Genomic DNA, 22,120 nt, shown 5'->3' with positions numbered 1-22,120 from the left:
CTACTCCACGATGGAATGGCTCTCCGCCACGCCGAGCAGTTCCGGCTGCTCCACCGGGTGCCGCTTGCGCGACAGCAGCGGATGCGTGAATACCGCAGCGAGGATCACCGCCACGCCGGCGTAGAACCAGCCGTCCAGTTGCCGCTGCTCGCCGAGCAGCAGGATCGCCAGCACGATGGCGTAGACCGGTTCCAGGTTGGTCACCATCTGCGTGCCGAACGCGCTGAGGTGGCGCAACGCCACCAGCGCCAGCGCGAACGGCAGCAGGGTGCAGCCGAAGGCCAGCGCGAGCAGCAGCAGCGCGTCGTGCATGCCAGGCAGCACGAAGGCCGGGCCGGCGTGCGGCAGCAGCGGCGCCAGCGCTCCGAGAAAGACGGTGCCGGCGCCCAGCTCGATGCAGGTGATGGTGAGCGGGTCGCCGTGTTCCACCATGCGCTTGTTGAACGCGCTGAACAGGGCCGCCAGCAACGCGCACACCACGCCCACCGCGATGCCCGCGCGCATGCCGGCGGGCACGCCGCCCACCACCATCGCCACGCCCGGCACCACCGCCACGCCGATCAGCATTTCGCGCGGGTCGAATTTGCGCTTGGCGATCCACGGCTCCACGAAGGCCAGGAACACCGGCCCCAGCGCCATGCAGGTGGCGCCCACCGAGGCGTTGGCGAGCTTGATCGCGGCATAGAAGGTGAGCCAGTGCAGCGACACCAGCACGCCGATGCCGGCATAGGCCCAGCGCAGGCGCGTCGGCATCGCGCGCAGGCCGCGCCACACGCGCGGCACCAGCAGCAGCGCCGTCGTCACCAGCAGCACGCGCCACCACACCAGCGGCAGCGCCGGCAGGCTGATCAGCTTGCCGAGGATCGCGGTGAAGCCCCACAGCAGCACGCAAAAATGGATCTGCAGACGGGCCTTGCTGACGGCTTGCATGGAATACGCATCGATAGGGGAACGCCGCATTCTACGTCGCGCCCGTCCACCCGGAAATTGAAAAGTGCAGCCAGGGATGGCTGCCCGTTTGATCCTCGCGATCAGGGACGATCGCAAAGATTCAATGCCGCACCTGCTGCAGCACCGTGGCGCAGGTGTCGGCGTTGCCGTTGCCGTGGCTGGGGGCGATCAGCGCCAGCAGCGCGGCGGCCGGTGCGGCGACCACGCCCAGCGCCACCGCGCCCGCGCCGCGTGCGAGCAACGGGCCGGCATGCACGCCCACGTCGGGCTGCTTGAACGTGCCGTGCACGTACAGCGGCGAGCGCAGCGTGAACAGGCGTACGCCCTTGGTGTGCGGGATCACGTCGAGGTTCAACTTCTCGTCGGCGAAGTCCACCGTGCCGTCGACGTTGATCAGCGCGTCCTGCGTGTCGAACACGAACAGCCGCGTGCGGAACAGGCCGTCCTGCGCCTGGAAGTCGCCGGCGGCGCAGTCGATCTTCACTGTCCTGTCGCCGAACAGCTTGCCGAGCACGATGTTGCCCACGTTGAGGCCGGCGGTTTCCAGCAAGTTGCGGCTGATCGCGCCGTTGTCCATCAGCAGCTTCAACTGGCCGCTGGCGCTGCCGAGCAGGGCGGCGACGGAGTTGCCGCGCGCGTCCAGCGCGGCGTCGCCGTTGATCTCGCCGAGGCTGGTGCGCATCGCCGCGAAGCCCTGCGACAACTGCTCGATGCGCAGCCGGCGCGCGCCAAGCTTCAGCGCGCCGCGCATCGGCGTGGCGCTGCCGTCGAGGCGCAGCATGCCGTCCACCTGTCCACCGGCCACGCCGAAGCGCAGCGGATCCAGCGTCAGCGTGCCGTCGTCCATCACGAGGTGGGTGGACAGCGACTGGATCGGCAACGACGGGCCGTGCTCGATGCGTCCGGCGGCGAACGTCACGTCGGCGTCCATCGCCTTCCAGCGGTCGATGCGGAAGGCCTGCGTGGGCAGCACGCGATCCGATGCGGTGGGCGGCGGCGAGGTAGTGCTGGAGCCGCCGCCGCCGACCAGCGGCGCGAGGTCGGCGAAGCGCAGCAGCGTGGCCTGCACCTTGCCGCTGAGCTTTGGGCGTGCGCCGCCGGTGACGTAGTCGACGTCGCCGGCGAGATCGCTGCCGCCCACGTGGGCACGGAAGCCGTGGTAGCCGAAGCGGCCGCCGCTGCGCCCGAGCGTGGCGGTGAGCCGGCCGCGGGTGGCGTAGGGCGGCGTGTCGGGCAGGGTCACGCCGAGGATGGGGTAGAGCTTCGCCATGCTGGAGCCGGCGAGCCACAGGCGCAGGTCGAGCGCACCGAGGTGCAGCGGGTCGGTGAGCGTGCCGACCAGGGCGATGTGGGTGTCGCCGATGCGCAGCTTCGCCTGCAGCGGAAACGGCTGGTCGGACTGCTGCAGCGCCAGTACGGCGCCGATCCTGCCGCTGCCGTCCAGCGGCGCGCCCTGGTAGCTGCCTAGCGCGCTCCAGGCGAACTGGTAGCTGGAGCGTCGCGCGGCCGCATCGCCGGGATCGTTCCGGCCGTCGCTCTTGTCCATCGCCTTGCCGGCGCCGCGGCCCGCGCTGCTCGTCGCCTGTGCGCGCGCATCCGCCGTTGCCTGCGCCACGATCTGGTCGTAGGGAATCGCCTTCTGCAGCGGCTCGATGCGCACGGCTATCTTCGCGCGGTCGATGGCGTCGTCCAGCGCGATGCGGCCGGCGTCGAAACCGATGGCGCCGAGATCCACCGACCACGCGGAAGGCGCGCCGCCCTGCGGCAGGTCGAACGTCCAGTTGGCGCGGCCCTGCGCATCGCGCTCCAGATCCACGCTGGGGTTCACCAGTTGCAGGGTGGGTATGCGCACGCGGTGCCGCAGCAAGTCCAGCGGCGAGAGGCTGAGGCGCAGCGCATCGAGATGCGCGAATTGCGGCTGTTTCGCCCATGCGGGGTTCGCGATGGAGATGTCGCGCGCCACGATATGCGGCCAGGGCACCCAGGTGCGCCAGCCGTGCGATTGCGCGTCGCGCATCCACTGCACGCCGAGATCGCCGTTGATCGCGAACGGGCGGCCGATCGCCGTGCTGGCCTGCGCATCGATGGTCGGCTTCAGCTTGTTCCAGTCGAATAGGGACAGCGCCACCACCAGTGCCGAAACCAGCACGATGGCGAGTGTCGCGGGCAAGCCGATGATCCATGCCAGCAGTTTGTGGCTGCGCTTCATGATCGTCTCCCTGCCGCCGCGATGCGGCACATGGTGGCGATGGTGGTGCGCCTAGGCTTAACCGATGGCGTGGCAAGATTTCGTAGCGAAGGCCGGTTCCGGCTCATCCCGCGTTCATGCGGCGGTCAATCCCCGTCGCCGTCTGCGCCGGCTTTCCAGTAGCCCGTGGCCTTGATCCAGTCCTTCGGCACGCCGCGCTGTTCCAGCGATTGGCGCAGCGCGCGGGCGCGGTTCGATTCGGCGGCGATCCACCAGAAGCGGTCGCCTTCGATGGCGGGCAGTTCGCGCAGCGCGTGTTCCAGCGATTCGCCTTGCGCGTCGTCGCGCCCGAACCAGCGGATCTCGACGCTGGCTGGCGAGAAGAGCAGCTGGCGGTCGGCGGCTTCGGGAATCTCGATCAGTGCGGTGGCGCGCCTGCCGGCCGGCATTTCCTCCAGCCAGCGGCTGATGGCGGGCAGGGCGGTTTCGTCGCCGGCCAGCACGTAGTGGTCGAAGTCGTCGGCGATCACGTGCGAACCGCGCGGGCCGCCCGCGCCGAGGCATTGCCCTGGCGCCGCCTGTTCGGCCCAGCGCGAGGCGGGGCCGTCGCCGTGCAGCACGAAGTCGATCACCAGTTCGCCGCGCGCGGCATCGTGGTGGCGCGGCGTGTAGTCGCGCATCGGCGAGGGTTCGCGGCCGGTTGGGAATTCCGGGCCGTTGGCGCCCAGCGTGGGCAGCACCAGTTCGCCGGCGCGGTTGGGGAAGAACAGTTTCACGTGGTCGTCGGGCGCGGCGCTGCGGAAGCCTTGCAGTTCGGCACCGCCCAGCGTCACGCGCTGCATGTGCGGCGTGATGCGCTCCACGCGCAGCACCTCGAGCCTGCGCAGCACGACCTCGTGGCGCAGGCGCTGGTGAACGTGCCGTTCGGCCGCTGCGGCCGTCATTCGCGCGCTCCCTTGGCGGCGATCTCGCCGGCGGCGCGCTCGAGGATGTCGGCCACGCGCTCGGCTTCGGCCTTGTCCCAGCTGGTGCGCATCAGTAGCGCGTGCTTGAGCGCGTGCATGGCTTTTCGCACACGCATCGGCGCGGCCATCTTCGCCGCCAGCCTGGCGCTGTGTTCGGTGCGCGCGTTGGCCGCGTCCACGGCGGCGCGGTTCTCGTCGAGGAAGGCGCGGCCCTCGTCGGTGATCGCATACAGCTTGCGGTTGCCGGCCTCGTTCTCCACTGACGCGTAGCCCATGTCCTCCAGCATGGCGAGGGTGGGGTAGATCGCGCCGGGGCTGGGCGTGTACTGGCCGTGGAACATCTCCTCGATCATGCGGATCAGCTCGTAGCCGTGGCGCGGCTGCTGCTCGATCAGCGCCAGCAGCAGCAGCTTGAGGTCGCCGTGGCCGAACATGCGGCCACCGCCGCCGCGACGGCCGCCGCCGCGCAGCCCGTCCCAGCCGCCGAAGGCGGCGCCCCGACTGTCGTCGAAGTGGCCATGGCGGCCGGCGTGGAAGCCGCGCTCGTCGCCCTCCATGTCGAAGGGGTTGAAACCGTGGTGATGGTGGTGGTGGCGGATGTGCTGGAAGAAGTGGTGCATGCGCATGGTTGGTTCCGATATATCGAATTGGTGGAGTGACGATATATCGTAGATATGTCTTTTGCAAGTGCGCCAGATGGGTTTTCGATGGGGCGGAGTGGCTTGCCCTGGGGGTGTGGCAAGGGACGCAGCAGTTTCGTGCGCCTGCCGGCGCTCGAGTTCCTTTCTCTTTGCGTGCCCAAAGAGAAAGGAACCAAAGAGAAAAGGCACCCCGATGCGGCGCTTTCCGTCCATCCATGGACGGAAAGTCCGTGAGGCGCGGCCGGGCTTTTAGGCCGGGCTCCTGCCCGGTCGAAAAGGCGCTGCCATCCATGGCAACGCCCGCTGCGCGGCCTGATCGTCCACGCCTCACCGCCGCATAGGGGCCCCGGAAAAACAGCGCGCTCCTGCGCGCAGAGGCAACAGCCAAAGCAGAGCAAACCAAAGCAGAGCAAACCAAAGCAGAGCAAACCAAAGCAGAGCGGAGCGAGGTGTCGAGTGCTCTTGCTCGTCATCCCGGCGTAGGCCAGGATCCAGCGGCGGCATGGCTTGAACGAGCGTAATCGCTACTGGATGACTCACTACGCTTGCCCCTTCGGGGCCGCCCTGCGGGCGTTCTGCGCGCAGCGCGTTTGTCCGGCCTACGGCGGAATGACGAGCGTGGGAGTTCTCAGTTTTCAGATGCGGTGCGGTGTGGTCGCATCGTGTATCGCGCCCGCCAGGGAAGAAAAGCCAGCATCCCGCGAACGGAAACGCTCAACCCTTGCGCCGAATCCGCCACACCCACGCCGGCGGCAGGTTAAGCCATGCCCCGCCGACGCGTTCGGCCTGCAGTCCAAGCCGATGCCGCAGCGCGCGCGGCACCGGGCAGCGCAGGCCGTAGGTGAACTGGTAGAGCGCGCCGTCGGCTTGCAACTGGCGCTCGAACACGCCTTCGACGATGGCGGCGACCTTGTCGGCGGGTATCGACAGCAGGGGCAGGCCGCTGATCACGGCGCTGGCGCGTTCGTCGCCGAACAGCGGCGAGGAGCGGCCCAGCCGTGCGGCGTCCATGCGCAGCACGCGTGCATGCGGGTAGCGGCGCGCCAGCGTGGCAGCCAGCACGGCGTCGGTTTCCACCAGCACCAGGCGATGGCCGGGCACGCCGCGTTCCAGCAGCGCCCGCGTGAACACGCCGGTGCCAGGGCCGAGTTCGATCACCGGGCCGTGCGCATGGTCGACGTGCGCCGTCATCAGCCGTGCCAGCGCGGGGCCGGACGGTGCCAGCGCGCCCACACTGCGCGGGTCGCGCAGCCAGGCGCCCAGCAAGTGCATGGTGTCGTTCAATGGCATGCGGTGCGTAACCCGGTCGTCTGCAGTCACCATAGCCGGAATGGACGGGACGGATGTTCGGATGCGGTTATGGCATCACCGGCTTGCCGCCGTCGCGCACCGGGATGTCGATGTTGCACAGCCCGACCTTGCCGGCGGGCAGGGTGTAGAAGCTGTCGCGGCGATTGCGCTTGGCCTCGATCAGTTTGGCGAAGGTGGCGCTGTCGGTGCGCAGCACCTGGATGTTCGCGCGCTGCGCGGGCGGCAACTCCGAGGCGAGCCGCACTGAAATGATGGGCAGGCGCTGCTTGGGATCGGTGTAGAAGCCCATCGGCGCCGGGCCGCGCGGCAGGGCGGACAGCAGCGGCATGCCTTCCAGCACGCGGCCCGCGATGGCGAGGTTGCGATCCAGGTTGCGCGGCGCCTGGCCGATGATCGCGTACAGCGAGCTGCCGTTGCCGCTGTCGGGCGCCACGTCGCGCGCCACGCCCACCGCGCCGTAGCAGTGCGTGAGCCACTCGCGCCCGGTGACGGGATCGCGCGCGGCGGGGAAGCCTTCGCTGAAGCCCACCTGTGGCGCGTACACGTCGCCGTCGGGCAGCGCCGTCCACGGCAGTTTGGGGTCGATGGCGCGGGTGTATTCCGGCGGCAAGGTCTTCTTCGCCGTGCCCAGCGATTTCAGCTTGGCCGGGTCGGGATGGTCGTCGTCGCTGGCGGGGTCGTCCCACTGCGCCACGAAGTTGTCCTGCACGCGGTTGACCGAGGTGCCGTCGAAGTAGTGCTCGCGCACCAGGGTGCGGATGTTGGCCGCGTGCAGCGGGGTGAAGTCCGGCGCCAGCTCGATCACCACGCGGCCCGTGGGCAGCTGCATGTAGAGCAGGTTGTCCGGGTCGGGCGTGCGCCATTCGGAAGGCTTGGACGCATCCAGCAACTGCTTCGGGCTGGGCGTGTGCTTGTCCTGCGCGGCGAAGCCGGGCATGGCGGCGAGGGCGAGTGTCGCGGCGATGGCGACGGCAAGGTGGCGGCGCATGGTGGTCTCCCCGTGTGGCTGGCGTTGCGGCACGTTAGTAGGCGCCGGTTTTCATTTACGGTTGAGTGCGGGTTTGCCGGCACGCCGGCCTTTCAAGGCATAGCCGATCCCCAGCAGCACGAACCACACCGGGCTGGCCAGCAGGGCGGCGCGGGTGTCGGGCTGCAGGCACAGCAGCACCAGCACGAAGGCGAAGAACGCCAGGCACGTCCAGCACATGAACACGCCGCCGGGCATCTTGTAGGTCGACTCGGCGTGCTGCTGCGGACGCTTGCGGCGATATGCCATGTAGGCGCACAGGATCAGCGACCACACGAACATGAAGAGCACGGCGGACAGCGTGGTGACCAGGGTGAACGCGGTGACCAGGTTCGGCACGAGGTAGATCAGCGCCGCGCCCAGCAGCAGGCAGAAGCAGGAGAACAGCAGGCCCAGCGAAGGCACCGCCGCCTTCGACAGCCGCGCGAACGGCTTCGGCGCATGGTTCTCGCCGGCCAGGCCATACAGCATGCGGCTGGTGGAAAAGATGCCGCTGTTGGCCGAGGAAGTGGCCGAGGTCAGCACCACGAAGTTGATCAGGCTTGCCGCCGCCGGCACGCCGGCCAGCACGAACAGCTCCACGAACGGGCTCTTGTCCGCCTCGACCAGCCGCCACGGCGTCACCGCCATGATCGCCGCCAGCGCCAGCACGTAGAAGATGATGATGCGCACCGGGATCGAGTTGATCGCCTTGGGCAGGTTGCGGCGTGGATCCGCCGTCTCGGCGGCGGTGGTGCCGACCAGCTCGATGCCGACGAAGGCGAACACCGCGATCTGGAAACCGGCGAAGAAACCCGACAGTCCGTGCGGGAACAGGCCGCCGTCGTTCCACAGGTTGGCCAGCGTGGCCTTGTTGCCCGCCGGCGAGTGGAAGCCCCACGCCACCAGCGCGAAACCGACCACCACCAGCGCGATGATCGCGACGATCTTGATCAGCGCGAACCAGAACTCCAGTTCGCCGAACATCTTCACCGTGGTCAGGTTCAGCGCCAGCAGCAACAGCACGCACAGCAGCGCCGGTATCCACGGCGCCAGGTGCGGCAGCCAGAACTGCACGTAGGCGGCGATCGCGATCACCTCGGCGATGGCGGTGACGATCCAGCAGAACCAGTACGTCCAGCCGCAGAAAAAGCCGGCCCACGGCCCCAGCAGGTCGGTGGAGAAGTCGATGAACGACTTGTACTCGAGGTTCGACAGCAGCAATTCGCCCATCGCGCGCATCACGAAGAACAGCATCACGCCGATGATGAGATACACCAGCAGGATCGACGGCCCCGCCAGGCTGATCGTCTTGCCCGAGCCCATGAACAGGCCGGTGCCGATGGCGCCGCCCAGCGCGATCAACTGCAGGTGGCGGTTGGAGAGGCTGCGCTTCAGGTGCTCCGGTTGCTGCGTGGCTGCGGACATGCGGGCGCCTGGGTCGTGGACGGGTCGCCACGATAGAAGAAACGCGCCAGCCCCGCCAACGGTGCCGTTGGCGGGGCAGCAAAGTCTGTGCAATTCCGTGCGGGTCGGGCTCATTCCACTTACGCCAGTTGGTATGCACGGTCGGCAACTTGGGGAAGTCAGCCGGCAAGCACCGCCACTGACAGCCGGTGCGCAACGGATACAGCATCTGCAGAACACCTCATACAGAGCCAGCGTTGTCGGCTTGGTAGGCTGACGAACGGTGCATGGTAGCGGTTCGATTTGGGCGAACTTCTCTCGACGGATGCCGCTCGGGTACGCGATGACGCCCAAGCAGATGAGCCTATCGATGCAGCAGGATGCCGGTTTCAAGCGGCACCGCAAGCCGACACGGCGCAACGTATTCCTGGCGGAGATGGATCAGGTGGTGCTGTGGGCGGAGCTTTGCGCGGTCAGCGCACCCCACTACACGGATGCACACAAGCGCGCACCGAAGTGGGGCCGGAAATTCTGGATTGCCGCCAGGCGCAGTGTGGTGAAAGCGATCGAGGATTGCGAGCTGAGCGCGATCACCGAACAACTGGAGCATGCCAAGGCCTCGATCCGTGCCGCGGTGGAACACCCGTTCCGGTTACTCAAACGGCAGTTTGGCTACGCGAAGGTGCGCTACAAGGGGCTGGCGAAGAACGGTGCGCAGGTGACGACGCTGTTCGCGCTGGTGAATCTGTGGATGGTGCGCAGGACGTTGTTGCAGGCAACGTAGGGCGACTGTGCCCGCAGGGGCCAACGGCGGCATGGAAAATACGACAGGAGATCGAGTCCGCGTCTGCTTTTTGCCCTCCTGATTCCCCACATGTCGCATCCGCTGATACGCCGAGGGTAGACGCTGCGACCGTCTGAAGAGGCGGAGGAAGTGTCATGAAGAAGAACCAGGTGCAGTTTCAGCCAGGGGTGAGTCTGATGGGTTTCCTTGAACGCTATGGCAGCGAAGCACAGTGTCGTGAGGCCCTGGCAAAGGTGCGTTGGCCGAACGGGTTTCGCTGCCCGGACTGCGGTCATGCGGGTCGCTGCCATCTCAAGGGACGCGATGTGTATCAGTGCAACCGCTGCAAGCGGCAGGGATCGCTGACCAGCGGTACGTTGTTCGCAAAAACCAAGCTGCCGCTGCGTACGTGGTTCCTGGCCATCTATCTGTTGACCCAGCACAAGAACGGCATCTCGGCCCTGTTGCTGCATCGGCAGTTGGGGGTGTCCTACAACACGGCATGGCTGCTCAAACACAAGTTTATGCAGGCCATGGTCGAGCGCGACAGCGAGCAGGCGCTCGGTGGCATCGTGCAGATCGACGATGCGTACTGGGGCGGCGAACGACACGGCGGCGGCACGGGGCGTGGCAGCCCCGGCAAGACCCCCTTTGTGGCGGCGATCCAGTGCAATGCCGAGGGCCATCCGATCGCCATGCGCATGGATCGGGTGCCGGGTTCCGCAAGACGGTATTGGCGGCATGGGCAAAGCGTCACCTGGTGCCGGGCACCGCGGTGGTGTCCGATGGCCTGAACTGCTTTCCGGATGTCGCCGAGGCCGATTGCACGCATGTTCCTCTCGTTACCGGCGGTGGCCCACCCAGCGAGGGACACCCGATCTTCTGGTGGATCAACACGGTGCTGGGCAATCTCAAAACCGCCATGCATGGCACCTACCACGCGGCCCGCCCGAAGTACCTGCAACGCTATTTGTCCGAGTTCTGCTATCGCTTCAATCGGCGCTTCGACTTGGCTGCCCTCGTACCACGCCTCATCGTGGCGGCCGCACGAACGCCACCGCTGAATTATCGACTCGCAACCTTGGATGCGTGATATGGGGAATCAGGTTTGCCCTTGTCGGGTTCAATCACCCGCGAAAGCAGCTGAGTGGCGATTGATCAGACCATCCCTAGTATTGGGCTCTGGAGACTGTAAACAGACTCTTAGCTTTCTCGCCGCCGGTAGTCTTCTCTAGGGAAGCACTTGCTAGGCTACACAGTTTATTCTAGTGAGGTTGAACGACATTTATGTTTCTCCTATCGATCAGCACGCATGTCGTGTCCCGATCCTTATGGCAGGAGGCTCGGTTTGTCTGCGACAGCGCGCTGGCGGAAGGGTTGGCGTATGTGTTGATCCTACACGGAGCAGAGCTCCTTGCCGATGAAAGCGTGCTGACAGAACAGGATCACGGGCGTGCCAGTCGCTTCCGTCACGTGATCGACTGCCGCAACTTCACACTGGGGCGCACGGCGGTTCATCAGCTTGTTCGTCCGGCAAACGCCACGAAGCCTTACGCGTTCCTGCTTGGCGACCATGGCAAGCCTTTCCTGTCTAATTGCGCGGCCTTTAATCTGTCCCACTCGGAGGATTGGGTTGCGTGTACCGTTGGCCCGAACCCGTTGCTCGGCATTGATGTCGAAACATTTGGGCGTCTTCAGGACTACCGTGCAGTGCTGTCTTCCGTCGTGCATCCGGCTGAGCAGCGGTGTATCGAGCAAGCCGAGCCGGATCAGCGGTGGGCATTGTTCAGGCGCTGCTGGACGCGCAAGGAGGCTGTGCTCAAGGCGACCGGCAAGGGGTTGAGCGACGATTTGCGCTCGATCGACGTTCGGTTGAATGAGCGCGAGCCCGTGCTCAGGTGCCCTGCGCCGCTGCGCCTGATCGACCTCGCGGTAAACCATGAGCTTACGACAGTCTCGCTGGCGCTGGATGCTTCGGTGCCAGGCGCGGTGGTGATGATTGCATCCTGACACCTTTGGCGGATTGCCGCTCGCAATGGAGCATGCGCACAAGCCGTGAACTGAACCGCCCCGTGTTTCGTGGAGGCCATTTGGTTTGAGTCACGCCGCCTTGGGCAGCGCAGCCTGTTGCCGATAGTAAGCCGCCTCGGCTTCCGCTGGCGGGATGTTCCCGATCGGCCCCAGCAAGCGTTTGTGATTGAACCAGTCCACCCAGTCCAGCGTGGCCCATTCCACGGCCTGACGGTTCGGCCAGGAGCGCCGGTGGATCACCTCGGCCTTGTACAGGCCGTTGATCGTCTCGGCCAGGGCATTGTCGGACGAGTCGCCGACGCTGCCGACCGAGGCGTCGACACCCGCCTCGGCCAGGCGCTCGCTGTAGCGGACGGACACGTATTGCGATCCCCTGTCGCTGTGATGGATCAGTCCGCCTTTGTCGAAGGGCTTGCGAGCATGCAGCGCCTGCTCCAGGGCATCGAGCACGAAGTCCGTGTGCATCGTGCTCGACACCTTCCAGCCCACGATGCAACGGGCGTACACGTCGATCACGAAGGCCACGTACAGGTGTCCCTGCCAGGTCGACACGTAGGTGAAGTCGGCCACCCACAGCGCATTCGGACGAATGGCCCGGAACTGCCGATTCACCCGGTCCTGCGGACAGGACATCGCCGTGTCGCTGACCGTCGTCTTCACGCCCTTGCCGCGGATCACCCCGCGTAGATCCAGCCGCTTCATCAGCCGCGCCACCGTGCAGCGCGCCACGGCGACCGATTCACGCCGCAGCTGCCGCCAGACCTTGCGCACCCCGTAGACCCGACGGTTCTCCTCCCACACCCGCTGGATATCGGCACACAGCCGCGCGTCCCGCTGGACGCGCGCCGGCGCCTTGGCTGGATCGACCCGCCGGGCGGCATGCAGGTGATACGTCGACGGGGCGATCGGCAACACCTTGCAGATCGGCTCGACCCCATGGACGCCTCGATGGTCGTCGATGAACGCTGTCATGGCTTGAATCGGCGGTCGAGCTCCGCCTGGGCAAAATACGCACTGGCCTTGCGCAGGATCTCGTTGGCCTGGCGCAGTTCACGCACTTCGCGCTCCAGCGTTTTCATCTTCTCGCGCTCGGAGGTGCTCAGGCCCTCACGCAGACTCTGGTCACGCTCCGCCTGGCGCACCCAGTTGCACAGCGTCTGCGCCGTGCAGCCGATCTTGCCGGCGATCGACTCGATCGTCGCCCACTGCGAGGCGTGCTCCTTCTGGTGCTCGAACACCATCCGGATCGCTCGCTCACGGATCTCACGTGAGTACGTCGGGGATTTCTTCTTCGGGGTTTCCATTGCTCCATCCTCTCAAGAGTTGGAGCCTCCGAGAATCCCGGGGCGGTTCAGTCCAATCATCTGTGCCGTGGCTTCCAAACTCAGACCATGTTCCAAGGGCAGTACGACCGCTTGCGCCTGTCGCAACTGCTCCACGGTCTTGGCCTCGGCAATCGCCGTGCGCGCCTGCGCTAACGCTTCCTGCCCTCTCGCCATTCTTGCCATCGCGTTCACCGTCGTCGGCCACGATGGCTATATTATTGATCCATAGATATGGAAATGGAATTAGCTCTCCGCCCAGCGCCGCAGCAGGTTGTGGTACGTGCCGGTGAGCTGCAGCACGGCGTCGCGGTCGGCGCCGGTGGCGGCGAGGCGCTGGATGGAGGCATCCAGCTCGAACAGCAGGCGGCGCAGGCCGTCGTCGCGCACCAGGCTCTGCACCCAGAAGAACGCGGCCACGCGCGCGCCGCGCGTCACCGGCTGCACGCGGTGCAGGCTGCTCGACGGGTAGATGATGGCGTCGCCGGCGGGCAGCTTCACCTCGTGTTCGCCGTAAGTGTCGCTGACGATCAGCTCGCCGCCGTCGTACTCGTCCGGCTCGCTGAGGAACAGCGTGCAGGAGATGTCGCTGCGCAGTTGCTCGCCGTTGGGCAGCGACATCACCGAACCGTCGACGTGCATGCCGTATTCGCCGCCGCCCTCGTAGCGGTTGAAGCGCGGCGGCAGGGTGCGCAGGGGCAGCACGGCGGCGTGGTAGAGCGGGTTCTTCGCCAGCGCGGCCAGCACCGTCTCGCCCAGTTGCCGGCGCAGCGGCGAGGCGTCGGGCAATTGCCGGTTGCGCTTCACCTGGGCGCCCTGCGCGCCCACGGTTTCGCGGCCGTCGACCCAGTCGGCGGCGTCCAGCGCGGCGCGCGCCTGCCGCAGCTGTTGCTGGCTGAGTATGTCGGGGATGTGCAGCAGCATGGTGTGTGGCTCCTCAACGCGGAAAGCCTTCCCGAAGGAAGGCTTCCGAGTGTGCCCGATTGCGCGGCGGGCGGTTTGACGCGGGTCAGAAGCGGAAGTTCGCCGTCAGCATGCCCGAGCGCGAAGCCCCGGGGATGTAGCGGTAGCCGCTCTTGTTGATCGACGCCGCGTACTCCTTGTCGAACAGGTTGTAGAGGTTGAGCTGCAGGTCGAAGTGCTTGTTGACCGGGTAGGTGGCCATGGCGTCGAACACCCAGTAGGCATTGACGTATCGCGGCGTGCCGATGGCGCCGTCGGGGCCGCGCTGCATCTCGCCGGAGTAGCGCCCGCCGCCGCCGATGACCAGGCCGAACGGCAGGCGGTAGGTGGTCCAGGTGGTGAACGCGTTCTTCGGCGTGTAGGCCAGTTCGCCGGAGCCGTCGATGGCGGGCGCGGAGGTCGAGGAGCCGCTGCTGGCGGAGCCGCTGGTCGCGCTGGTGTGCATGCTGGTGAAGCCGGCATTGACCGCCCAGTTGGCGGTGAGCTGGCCCACGGCGGTGATCTCCACGCCCTGCACGCGCTTCTTGCCGATCTGGTAGTAGAGCAGGGTGGTGGGATCCTGCTCCAGGTCGTTGCTGACGGTGGTGCGGTAGAGCGCGGCGGTGAGCAGCAGGCGCTGGTCGAGCAGGTTCCACTTCGTGCCCACTTCGGCGGTGCGCGCCTTCTCCGGATCCATCATGGCGTTGTCCGCGCTGTTGGCCGAGCTGCTCAGCGACAGGTTGTTGCCGCCCGGCGGCTGCGCGGAGGTGGCGAGGTTGGCGTAGATGCTGCCGTTCGCCGCCGGCTTGTAGATCACGGCGAGCTGCCAGCTGGTGAGGTTGCCGGACTTGCCGGCATCCAGGCCGGGTACCACGCTGCCGGCGGGCAGGCTGCCGCAGGCCGGGCCTCTCTTGCCGCCGCAGGCGACGGCGCTGGCGAAGTCGGTGTCGTAGTGATCCAGGCGCGCGCCGGCGTTGACCTGCCAGTGCTCGTCGAACTTCAGCGTATCGAACAGGTAGGCGCCGGCCGTGTCGGTCTTGCCGTTGCTCCATGCGCCGTTGGGGCCGTAGAGCAGCGCACTGCCGACATCGGGGTTCGGGTCGTACAGGTTGGCCGCGGGCCAGGTGCTGCCGTTCAGCGCGGCCATGGTGATGGCGTCGACCTTTTCCCGGCTCAGCTCGATGCCGGTGCTGAGGTTGTGCGTGACGGCGCCGGTCTCGAAGTCGGCGGTGAGGTTGAGCTGGTTGGCGACGATGCGGTTGGTCTGGTTCTTGAAGTTCGGGTTGCTGCGCGCCTGCGTCCAGGTCGAGATGTCGCCCGGGTCGGGCGTCTTGAGGTTGGCGGCGGTGGCGGTGAACGAGGTCAGCAGGTAGTCCTCGTGCGTGCGGCCCCAGCGCAGGGTGTCGTGCAGCGCCACGTCGTCCGAGAAGTCGTGCTGCAGGATCGCGGTGAACATGTCCTCGCCGACGTTGTCGTGATCCTGGTCGGTGCCGTAGAAGTTGCTGGGATCGACCTTCGGCGCGCCGCCGATGAAGGGGCGCGTGGGATCGGGCGAGGAGTAGCCGGGCAGGCCGATGGTGGGGATGCCGCCATCGGGCACGTTGTTCTGCTTCACGTGCAGGTAGTCGAGGTACACGCGGGTGGGCGTGCCCAGGCCGAAGGCCAGCGTGGGCGCCACGCCCCAGCGCTTGTTCTTCACCTCGTCGCGGCCGGGCACGCCGCTGTCCTGGCCCAGCACGTTGAGGCGGAAGGCGGCGTTCGTACCGATCTGCTGGTTCCAGTCGGCGGTGGCGCGCCTCTGGCCGCCGCTGCCGTAGGACACCGAACCGGACACGGCATTGTCGAGCTGCGCCTGCTTGCTCACCATGTTGACCGCGCCGGAGGGGGCGGTGCGGCCGTATTCCGTGCTGTCCGGGCCCTTGGTCACTTCGACCTGCTCGATGTTGAACACGTCGCGCGAGATCGTGCCGAGATCGCGCACGCCGTCCACGAAGATGCTGCCGGAGGTGTCGAAGCCGCGCATGTAGATGGCGTCGCCGGTGTTGGTGGAGCCGTTCTCGCCCGCGAAGAACGTGCCTACGCCGGGGGTGTTGCGCAGCGCCTCGGTGAGCGTGGTGGCGCCCTGCTCGTGGAGCAGCTCGTTGCTGATGACCACGATGGTCTGCGGCGTGTCCACCAGCGGCTGGGTGAACTTGGGCGAGGAAACCTGATCGACCTTGTACGGCACGGCGGTGCCTTCCACGGTGACGCCGGCCAGGCGCTTGGCCTGGGTGATCTGCGGCGCGTCGGCGGCAGGAGCCGCGGCATCGGCGGCGGCCGCCATCGCCGGCAGCGCCAGCGCGAGGCTGGTGGCCAGCGTGGCGGCGGTGAGCGCGGGCACGCTGCCGCGGCGCGTGACGGGATGCTTGCGGCTCTTGACGAAGTCCATCGGTAAAAAATCCTCGGCGGTTCAGGGAAAGGCAGAGCGCAGCGCCGGGCGGCCTTCGCATGGCGCGACGGCGCGGATGGTCTGCGCGGAACGGCGCGAGGTTAATTCAAACGAGAATGATTCGCAATGACTCCGGGCCGTGTGCGTGCGCATGCCGGCTCGGCAGCGGCGGGCCGCGGCGCTACGCTTGAGCGGATATCGGCACGAGGAGAACCAAGACCATGCGCATCCTGATCGTGGGCGCCGGCGCCACCGGCGGCTACTTCGGCGGACGCCTGCTGCAGGCGGGGCAGGACGTGACCTTCCTGGTGCGCGAGCGCCGCGCCGCGTTGCTCGCGCAGCACGGCCTGCGCATCCGCAGCGCGCTGGGCGATGCCGACATCGCCGCGCCGCCCACCGTCACCGCGGCCACGCTGCGCGACCCCTTCGACCTCGTGCTGCTGAGCTGCAAGGCCTGGGATCTGCCGCAGGCCATCGAGGACATCGCGCCCGCCATGGGCGAACGCAGCGCGGTACTGCCCGTGCTCAACGGCATGCGCCAGCTCGACCTGCTCGACGCCCGCTTCGGCGCGTCGCGCGTGCTGGCCGGGCATTGCGCCATCGCCGCCACGCTGGACGAGGACGGCACCGTGCGCCACCTCAACCGCATGCACCACCTAGGCTTCGGCGAGCGCGACGGCGGCGACGCGGAGCGCGTGCAGCGCATCGCGCAGGCGATGGCCGGCGCGAACTTCGACGCGCGCGCCAGCAGCCATGCCGTGCAGGACATGTGGGACAAATGGGTGTTCCTCGCCAGTCTCGCGGGCATCACCTGCCTGATGCGCGCGCCGGTGGGCGACATCGTGGCCGCGCCCGGCGGCCGCGAGGCCGCGCTGGCCTTGCTCGACGATTGCCGCCGCATCGCCGCCGCCTGCGGCCACGAACCCGGCGCGACGGTGGTCGAGCGCGCCCGCGGCATGCTCATCGAGGCCGGCTCCACGCTCAGCGCCTCGATGATGCGCGACCTCGAACACGGCGGCCGCGTCGAAGCCGACCACGTGATCGGCGACCTGCTGGCGCGCGGCGAGGCGCACGGCGTGGAGGCGCAGGTGCTGCGCCTAGCGCATGCGCACCTGAAAGCCTACGAGGCGCGTCGGGCACGCGGCTGAGAGCCTGTTTGAAGCGTCATCCCAGCGAGGCGCTTTTCAACAGCCGAAGGGCTGGTCAAGCTGGGATCCAGTGCCGTTACTTTTTCAAGAACAAATCACTGGATGACTCGCTGAGCTCGCCCCTCCGGGGCCAGCCTTCGGCTGTTCAGCGCTCGCATGGCTCGCTTTTGTCCTGCTTTCGCACACTACTGTCCGGAATAATTTTGAACATTCGTGGCCGCGGTTTTTCTCGTCATTCCGGCGCAGGCCGGAATCCAGTGGCCGTGCGGCCTGAGCGAACATGGTCGCTACTGGATCCCGGCCTTCGCCGGGATGACAGTCTGGATAGGTGGTCGTTATCGGAAATGAAGTCGCCTTCTCGCAATGCTTCGTGCAAGCGGCGTGGGCCTTCATCCTTCGACACCATCCCCAGATTATTCCGGACAGCAGTGTGCTTTCGCAGGAATGACGAGAAGGAGTCGTTATTGATCCGGCCTGCAAATAGTTTCCGTCGATGTCCTTCGACTCCGCTTCGCTACGCTCAGGACGAACGGTGGACGTATCGTATTTGCGGGCCGGATCAATAGGCCAACGAGGAGGTCGCAAACAGGCTCTGAGCGAACCGCCGCACGGCCGATGGAGGCGTGCGGCGCGCACAAAAAAACGCCGCGCTTGCGCGCGGCGTCGAGGAGGACGCGCACCGCGACGACCAGCGTCGCGGTGCGCGAGATGTCACCAGATCTTCACCTGCTTGTCGCCCGAACGCACCATCGCGTCGCCCGGCTTGCACTGGAAGGCGGTGGCGAAGGCGGTCATGTCGGACGGCGAGGCAATGGCGCGGATCGCGATCGGCGAGTGCGGATCGGTGTTGAGGCGCAGTTCGGCCGCCTTCTCGCGCATGCTGCCGCGCCACACGCGCGCCCAGTTGAGGAAGAAGCGCTGATCCTGGGTGTAGCCGTCGATCTTCGCGTCGGCTTCCTTCGGATCGGCCTTGAGCGCGGTCTGCAGCGCGTCGTAGGCGATGTTGAGGCCGCCCAGGTCGGCGATGTTCTCGCCCAGGGTCAGCTTGCCGTTGACGTGCAGGTCGGGCTTGCCGGCGATCGGGGCGTAGCCGTCGTACTGCTCCACCAGCGCCTTGGTGCGCTCGTCGAACTGCTTCTTGTCCTGCGCGGTCCACCAGTCCTTCTTGTTGCCGTCGCCGTCGAATTGGCTGCCCTGGTCGTCGAAGCCGTGGCTGGACTCGTGGCCGATCACCGCGCCGATGCCGCCGTAGTTGATCGCGTCGTCGCCCTTCGCGTAGAAGAACGGCGCCTGCAGGATCGCGGCCGGGAAGTTGATGGTGTTGGTGCTGGGGTCGTAGTAGGCGTTGACCGTCTGCGGGGTCATGCCCCATTCCTTGCGGTCGGTCTTCTTGCCGATGTGCGAGAGGTCGAACTGGTAGTTGTACTTCTGCGCGGCCTGCAGGTTGGCGTACCAGCTGTCCGGGCTGACGGTGAGGCCCGACCAGTCGCGCCACTCGCCCTGGTCGGGGTAGCCGATCTTGGGCAGGAACTTGTTCCACTTGTCGATGGCCTTGGCCTTGGTGGCGTCGCTCATCCAGTCCAGGTGCTCGATGCGATCCTTCAGCGCGTCGCGCACGTTGGTGACCAGCTGCTCGGCGCGCTGCTTGGCTTCCGGCGTGAAGTACTTGGCCACGTACAGCTCGCCCAGGCCCATGCCCATCGCACTGTTGACGCCGTTCAGCACCTGCTTCCAGCGCGCCATCTGCTCGGGTGTGCCGTTCAGGGTCTTGCCGTAGAAGTCGAACCTGTTGTCGCGGAAGGGCTTGGACAGCGCGCTCGAGGCCCCGCTGATGGTGTGGAAGCGCAGGTAGGCCTGCCACTCGGAGACCGGCGCGGTGGCCAGCAGCTTGTCGAACTCGGCGAAGAACTTCGGCTGCGACAGCGAGAAGCCCTTGTCGATGGTCACGCCCTGGGCCTTGAAGAACTGCTCCCAGCTGAAGTGCGGGGTGACCTTGTCGGCGTCCTTGACGCTGACGAAGTGGTACTCGTTGTCGAGGTCGCGCAGCTCGGTGGGCGCCAGCGAGGCGCCGGCCAGCGCGGTCTCGAACTTCATCACCGCGTCGGCCTGCTTCTTGGCGTCGGCCTCGGCCACGCCGGTCAGTTCCAGCGTCTTGGCGATGTAGGCGAGGTAGGCGTTGCGCAGATCCTTGTACTCGGGCTTGAAGTAGTAGTCCTTGGTCGGCAGGCCCAGGCCGTCCTGCTGGGCGAAGCCGATCTGCTGGGTGGCGTCCTTGAAGTCGGCGCCGGAGCCGAAGTCGAACACCTTGCCGTCGCCCTCGGCGGCGCTCTGGTCGAGGTAGTTCACGATGTCGGCGGTGTTCTTCAGGCCGTCGATGGCGGCGAGCTTGGGCTTGATCGGGTCGAAGCCGGCTTTCTCGATGGCGGCGTCATCCATGCCGGACTTGTACAGCCAGCCGATCTTCTGTTCGACCGAGCCGGCCTTGGCGCTGTCGGCGTTCTTGGCGGCGTCCTCGACGAGCTGGTGCTGGTCGTCCAGGCTCTTTGCGTACAGCTGGACGAAGGATCCCCACGAGGGGTAGTCCGCCGGGATCGGGTTGGCGGCGACCCACTTCGCGTTGACGAAGCTGTTGAAGTCCGTGCAGGCCTCGGTGCTCGGGCCCAGCTCGCCGACGTCGAACACGCTCTTCGGCGCGGCGGCCGCGGCGGTGCTGGCGGCCGGTGCCGGGGCGGCGGTGGTGGCCGGCTTGGCCGGCGCAGGAGCGGCGGCCTGCTCGCTCTTGCCGCAGCCGGTCAGCGCCAGCGCGACGGCGGCGGCCAGCGCCATGGGCTTCAGGAATTGCTGGGTCATGGATTTCCCTCTTTAGGTGTGTGGTGCCGCCGTGGCGGCGCGTTGCGCATGCTGGCCGGTTGCGGCTGATCCCATGCCCCGGCCATGACCGCCCACGCTAGGCCGTTCGTCATGGGCGGCACAGTGTCAAAGGTCAGGGGTGGGCGGCAGGCGTTGCGTGGCGGGCAGGCTGTCCGGCGCCACCGCGCCGCCGGAGATGATGAAGGCCATCGCCTGATCCATCGTCCAGTCGGTGGGCGTGAGCTCGCTCATCGGCACCAGTTCCAGGTAGCCGCCGGTGGGGTTGGGCGTGGTGGGGATGTAGACCGCCGCCATCTCGCGGCCGGTGCCTTCCTCGACCAGGGTGCGGGTGACGAAACCCACCACCTTCATGCCCGGCCGCGGGAAATCCACCAGCACCACGCGTTGCGTGCCGCCGGGCTTGTTCTGCAGCACCGCGGTCAGCTTCTTGGTGCCGCCGTAGATCGTCTGCACCAGCGGAATGCGCTGCAGCAGAGCGTCGAAGGCGTCGAGCAGGCGCTTGCCGATCACCCGGTTCGCCAGCCAACCCACCGCGTACAGGCCGCCCAGCGTCAGCAGCAGGGCGAGCACGAACACCAGGCCGCTCTTGCTGAGCGTGTCCGCCGCGTGCGGCGCCACCAGCCTCAGCGTTTCCGTCAGCGCCGCCACCAGCGGGGCGCCGATGCCGGCCAGGAGGCCCAGCACGAACTTGAACACCAGCACCGTCACCCACAGCGGCAGGAAGGTGAGCAGGCCGGTGATCAGATAGCGTTTGAGTCGAAGCGGTGGCATGGCGGCGTGCACGGGGATGGGGACGAGCCATTGTAGTCAATGGCCCTGGCCCGACGGCGGGCGCTGTGATTTTTTTCGCGCCCGTGCGAATCATGCTGGCAACGACGGGAACGCGTGGACGGACATGGGCGGCAAGGCGGATCAGCAACGCTTCGAGGCGCTGTGGCGCGAGCACCGGGGCATCGTGCTCAAGGTGGCCGGCGTCTACGCGCGCGGCGCCGAGGAGCGGCTCGACCTGGCGCAGGAGATCGGGGCGCAGCTGTGGCGCTCCTTCGCCAGTTACGACGAGCGGCGCGCGAAGTTCAGCACCTGGCTGTACCGCATCGCGCTGAACGTGGCGATCTCGCATCTGCGCCGGACGGGCGACGGGGCCGGCCGTTTCGAGCCGCTGGACGAAAGCCACCTGGAGACCATCGCGGGCGAGCCCGCCGCGGAACAGGACGAGCGCCTGGCGGCGCTGCATGCCTTCATCGCCGAGCTCGACGCGCTCAACCGCGCGCTGATCCTGCTCTACCTCGAAGACCGCAGCCACGCCGAGATCGCCGAGGTGCTCGGCATCAGCGCCAGCAACGTGGCGACCAAGATCAACCGCATCAAGCAGCACCTGCGCGGCCGGATGACGGCCGCCACCACCACCGGAGCATGACGATGGAACTCGACGAGATGAAGCTGGCATGGCAGGCCATGGGCCAGCAACTGGAGCGGCAGAACGTGCTGCAACTGGAGTTGCTGCGACAGGGGCGCGCCGACCGCCTGCACCGGCACCTGCGGCCGCTGGCATGGGGGCAATCGCTGCTGATCGTGCTGGGCGTCGCCACCATGCTGTGGGGCATCAGTTTCTGGTCGACGCACCTGGACATCTGGCAGGCGGTGGCCTGCGGCATCTTCATGCAGCTGTTCGGCACCCTGGCCTTTGCCCTCCCGATCCGCTTGCTGGTGATGCAACAGGGCATCGACTACGCCGCGCCTGTGCTGGACATCCAGCGCCGCCTTGCGCAGATGCGCGCCTGGCGGGTGAAGGTGGAGGCGCCGGTGTTCGCGGTGCTGGGAGGCGTGGTCTGGATACCGGCCTTGCTGATGCTGGCGCAGTACGAAGGGGATCCCTTCGGGCTGAATCCGTGGCAGCACATGCGGCCTGGCGTAATGGCGTGGCTGCTGTTGAGCGTGGCTGTTGCCGTTGGCCTGGTGTTTCTGGCCCGTTTCGTGGTGCGCCGGCTGGGTCATGGCCGCTGGCTGGAGAATGGTCTCGCCGGCAGCGCCATCGTCAAGGCCGAGGCGGCGCTGGAGGAAATGGCGCGCTTCGAGCGGGAATAGTCTCGCTCGTCATTCCGGCGCAGGCCGGAGGCGCTTCACA

General features: G+C 67.1%; 16 protein-coding genes, 3 pseudogenes and 1 other annotated feature. Of the genes and pseudogenes, 7 read left to right on the top strand and 12 right to left on the bottom strand.

The window, feature by feature from the left end; translation table 11 throughout:
* The 7 genes from ACZ5Z2_RS11220 to cycA all read right to left on the bottom strand — a co-directional run bounded on the left by ACZ5Z2_RS11220 (window position 1) and on the right by cycA (window position 8,490).
* Window positions 1–930 (bottom strand): DMT family transporter, encoded by a 930-nt coding sequence (locus ACZ5Z2_RS11220; RefSeq protein ID WP_464758662.1) that lies wholly within the window; start codon window positions 928–930, stop codon window positions 1–3.
* Window positions 931–1,051: 121 nt separating this feature from the next.
* A complete protein-coding gene (locus tag ACZ5Z2_RS11215; protein WP_464758661.1) occupies window positions 1,052–3,160 on the bottom strand; it encodes an AsmA family protein in 2,109 nt (702 codons plus the stop codon).
* Window positions 3,161–3,285: 125 nt separating this feature from the next.
* On the bottom strand, window positions 3,286–4,083 hold the full coding sequence (locus ACZ5Z2_RS11210) for a siderophore-interacting protein (protein ID WP_464758660.1): 798 nt from the start codon (window positions 4,081–4,083) through the stop codon (window positions 3,286–3,288).
* Complete coding sequence (locus tag ACZ5Z2_RS11205; RefSeq protein ID WP_464758659.1) at window positions 4,080–4,730, bottom strand: PadR family transcriptional regulator; 651 nt, start codon at window positions 4,728–4,730, stop codon at window positions 4,080–4,082. The genes ACZ5Z2_RS11210 and ACZ5Z2_RS11205 overlap by 4 nt, the downstream gene beginning before the upstream one ends.
* A gap of 729 nt (window positions 4,731–5,459) precedes the next feature.
* On the bottom strand, window positions 5,460–6,035 hold the full coding sequence (locus ACZ5Z2_RS11200) for a class I SAM-dependent methyltransferase (RefSeq protein WP_464758658.1): 576 nt from the start codon (window positions 6,033–6,035) through the stop codon (window positions 5,460–5,462).
* A 67-nt stretch (window positions 6,036–6,102) separates the two neighbouring features.
* Complete coding sequence (locus ACZ5Z2_RS11195) at window positions 6,103–7,044, bottom strand: peptidylprolyl isomerase (RefSeq protein ID WP_464758657.1); 942 nt, start codon at window positions 7,042–7,044, stop codon at window positions 6,103–6,105.
* Window positions 7,045–7,095: 51 nt separating this feature from the next.
* Window positions 7,096–8,490 carry a D-serine/D-alanine/glycine transporter gene (gene cycA / locus ACZ5Z2_RS11190; RefSeq protein WP_464758656.1) on the bottom strand — a complete coding sequence of 465 codons (1,395 nt, stop codon included), beginning with the start codon at window positions 8,488–8,490 and terminating at the stop codon, window positions 7,096–7,098.
* 466 nt (window positions 8,491–8,956) lie between these two features.
* Between cycA and ACZ5Z2_RS11185 the strand changes: the two are divergent.
* The 4 genes and pseudogenes from ACZ5Z2_RS11185 to ACZ5Z2_RS11170 form a co-directional block, all read left to right on the top strand.
* Window positions 8,957–9,253, top strand: a pseudogene (locus ACZ5Z2_RS11185) (transposase); the annotation flags it as partial.
* 155 nt (window positions 9,254–9,408) lie between these two features.
* Window positions 9,409–9,549 (top strand): annotated as a pseudogene (locus ACZ5Z2_RS11180) (transposase); the annotation flags it as partial.
* Between the two features lie 338 nt (window positions 9,550–9,887).
* Window positions 9,888–10,346, top strand: a pseudogene (locus tag ACZ5Z2_RS11175) (IS1595 family transposase); the annotation flags it as partial.
* Window positions 10,347–10,540: 194 nt separating this feature from the next.
* Window positions 10,541–11,263 (top strand): 4'-phosphopantetheinyl transferase family protein, encoded by a 723-nt coding sequence (locus ACZ5Z2_RS11170; protein ID WP_464758655.1) that lies wholly within the window; start codon window positions 10,541–10,543, stop codon window positions 11,261–11,263.
* 90 nt (window positions 11,264–11,353) lie between these two features.
* On the opposite strand, the gene ACZ5Z2_RS11165 is transcribed toward ACZ5Z2_RS11170, so the two are convergent.
* The 3 genes from ACZ5Z2_RS11165 to ACZ5Z2_RS11155 form a co-directional block, all read right to left on the bottom strand.
* Window positions 11,354–12,588, bottom strand: a protein-coding gene (locus ACZ5Z2_RS11165; RefSeq protein ID WP_464758653.1) for an IS3 family transposase whose coding sequence is annotated in 2 segments (ribosomal slippage) — window positions 11,354–12,291 and window positions 12,291–12,588 — 1,236 coding nt in all. Because the reading frame shifts where the segments join, the coding sequence is not laid out codon by codon here.
* Window positions 12,182–12,298: a sequence feature (AL1L pseudoknot), on the bottom strand. It overlaps the preceding gene by 117 nt.
* 264 nt (window positions 12,589–12,852) lie before the next feature.
* Entirely contained in the window at window positions 12,853–13,530 is a 678-nt protein-coding gene (locus ACZ5Z2_RS11160) for a Fe2+-dependent dioxygenase (RefSeq protein ID WP_464758652.1), read from the bottom strand.
* Window positions 13,531–13,615: 85 nt separating this feature from the next.
* Window positions 13,616–15,976 (bottom strand): catecholate siderophore receptor Fiu, encoded by a 2,361-nt coding sequence (locus ACZ5Z2_RS11155; protein ID WP_464758651.1) that lies wholly within the window; start codon window positions 15,974–15,976, stop codon window positions 13,616–13,618.
* Between the two features lie 221 nt (window positions 15,977–16,197).
* Between ACZ5Z2_RS11155 and panE the strand changes: the two genes are divergently transcribed.
* A complete protein-coding gene (gene panE / locus ACZ5Z2_RS11150) occupies window positions 16,198–17,124 on the top strand; it encodes a 2-dehydropantoate 2-reductase (protein WP_464758650.1) in 927 nt (308 codons plus the stop codon).
* 711 nt (window positions 17,125–17,835) lie between these two features.
* Here the strand turns inward: panE and ACZ5Z2_RS11145 are convergent.
* Window positions 17,836–19,974: a M13 family metallopeptidase gene (locus ACZ5Z2_RS11145; protein WP_464758648.1), complete on the bottom strand. Its 2,139-nt coding sequence runs from the start codon at window positions 19,972–19,974 to the stop codon at window positions 17,836–17,838.
* 126 nt (window positions 19,975–20,100) lie between these two features.
* Window positions 20,101–20,766 (bottom strand): DUF502 domain-containing protein, encoded by a 666-nt coding sequence (locus ACZ5Z2_RS11140; RefSeq protein WP_464758647.1) that lies wholly within the window; start codon window positions 20,764–20,766, stop codon window positions 20,101–20,103.
* Between the two features lie 124 nt (window positions 20,767–20,890).
* Here ACZ5Z2_RS11140 and ACZ5Z2_RS11135 point away from each other — a divergent pair, with 124 nt between their 5' ends.
* On the top strand, window positions 20,891–21,412 hold the full coding sequence (locus ACZ5Z2_RS11135; RefSeq protein ID WP_464758646.1) for an RNA polymerase sigma factor: 522 nt from the start codon (window positions 20,891–20,893) through the stop codon (window positions 21,410–21,412).
* Between the two features lie 2 nt (window positions 21,413–21,414).
* Window positions 21,415–22,080 carry a hypothetical protein gene (locus ACZ5Z2_RS11130; RefSeq protein WP_464758645.1) on the top strand — a complete coding sequence of 222 codons (666 nt, stop codon included), beginning with the start codon at window positions 21,415–21,417 and terminating at the stop codon, window positions 22,078–22,080.
* Window positions 22,081–22,120: the final 40 nt, after the last annotated feature.

The organism is Rhodanobacter sp. G1 (assembly GCF_055397855.1).
Note: the sequence above shows the minus strand (reverse complement) of the source record. Positions and strands in the feature narration are given on the sequence as shown.

Bases quoted from the DNA above. Each gene is read 5' to 3' on its own strand.
- ACZ5Z2_RS11220 (WP_464758662.1), bottom strand. From the start codon at position 930: ATGCAAGCCGTCAGCAAGGCCCGTCTGCAGATCCATTTTTGCGTGCTG.
- ACZ5Z2_RS11215 (WP_464758661.1), bottom strand. From the start codon at position 3,160: ATGAAGCGCAGCCACAAACTGCTGGCATGGATCATCGGCTTGCCCGCG.
- ACZ5Z2_RS11210 (WP_464758660.1), bottom strand. From the start codon at position 4,083: ATGACGGCCGCAGCGGCCGAACGGCACGTTCACCAGCGCCTGCGCCAC.
- ACZ5Z2_RS11205 (WP_464758659.1), bottom strand. From the start codon at position 4,730: ATGCGCATGCACCACTTCTTCCAGCACATCCGCCACCACCACCATCAC.
- ACZ5Z2_RS11200 (WP_464758658.1), bottom strand. From the start codon at position 6,035: ATGCCATTGAACGACACCATGCACTTGCTGGGCGCCTGGCTGCGCGAC.
- ACZ5Z2_RS11195 (WP_464758657.1), bottom strand. From the start codon at position 7,044: ATGCGCCGCCACCTTGCCGTCGCCATCGCCGCGACACTCGCCCTCGCC.
- cycA (WP_464758656.1), bottom strand. From the start codon at position 8,490: ATGTCCGCAGCCACGCAGCAACCGGAGCACCTGAAGCGCAGCCTCTCC.
- ACZ5Z2_RS11170 (WP_464758655.1), top strand. From the start codon at position 10,541: ATGTTTCTCCTATCGATCAGCACGCATGTCGTGTCCCGATCCTTATGG.
- ACZ5Z2_RS11160 (WP_464758652.1), bottom strand. From the start codon at position 13,530: ATGCTGCTGCACATCCCCGACATACTCAGCCAGCAACAGCTGCGGCAG.
- ACZ5Z2_RS11155 (WP_464758651.1), bottom strand. From the start codon at position 15,976: ATGGACTTCGTCAAGAGCCGCAAGCATCCCGTCACGCGCCGCGGCAGC.
- panE (WP_464758650.1), top strand. From the start codon at position 16,198: ATGCGCATCCTGATCGTGGGCGCCGGCGCCACCGGCGGCTACTTCGGC.
- ACZ5Z2_RS11145 (WP_464758648.1), bottom strand. From the start codon at position 19,974: ATGACCCAGCAATTCCTGAAGCCCATGGCGCTGGCCGCCGCCGTCGCG.
- ACZ5Z2_RS11140 (WP_464758647.1), bottom strand. From the start codon at position 20,766: ATGCCACCGCTTCGACTCAAACGCTATCTGATCACCGGCCTGCTCACC.
- ACZ5Z2_RS11135 (WP_464758646.1), top strand. From the start codon at position 20,891: ATGGGCGGCAAGGCGGATCAGCAACGCTTCGAGGCGCTGTGGCGCGAG.
- ACZ5Z2_RS11130 (WP_464758645.1), top strand. From the start codon at position 21,415: ATGGAACTCGACGAGATGAAGCTGGCATGGCAGGCCATGGGCCAGCAA.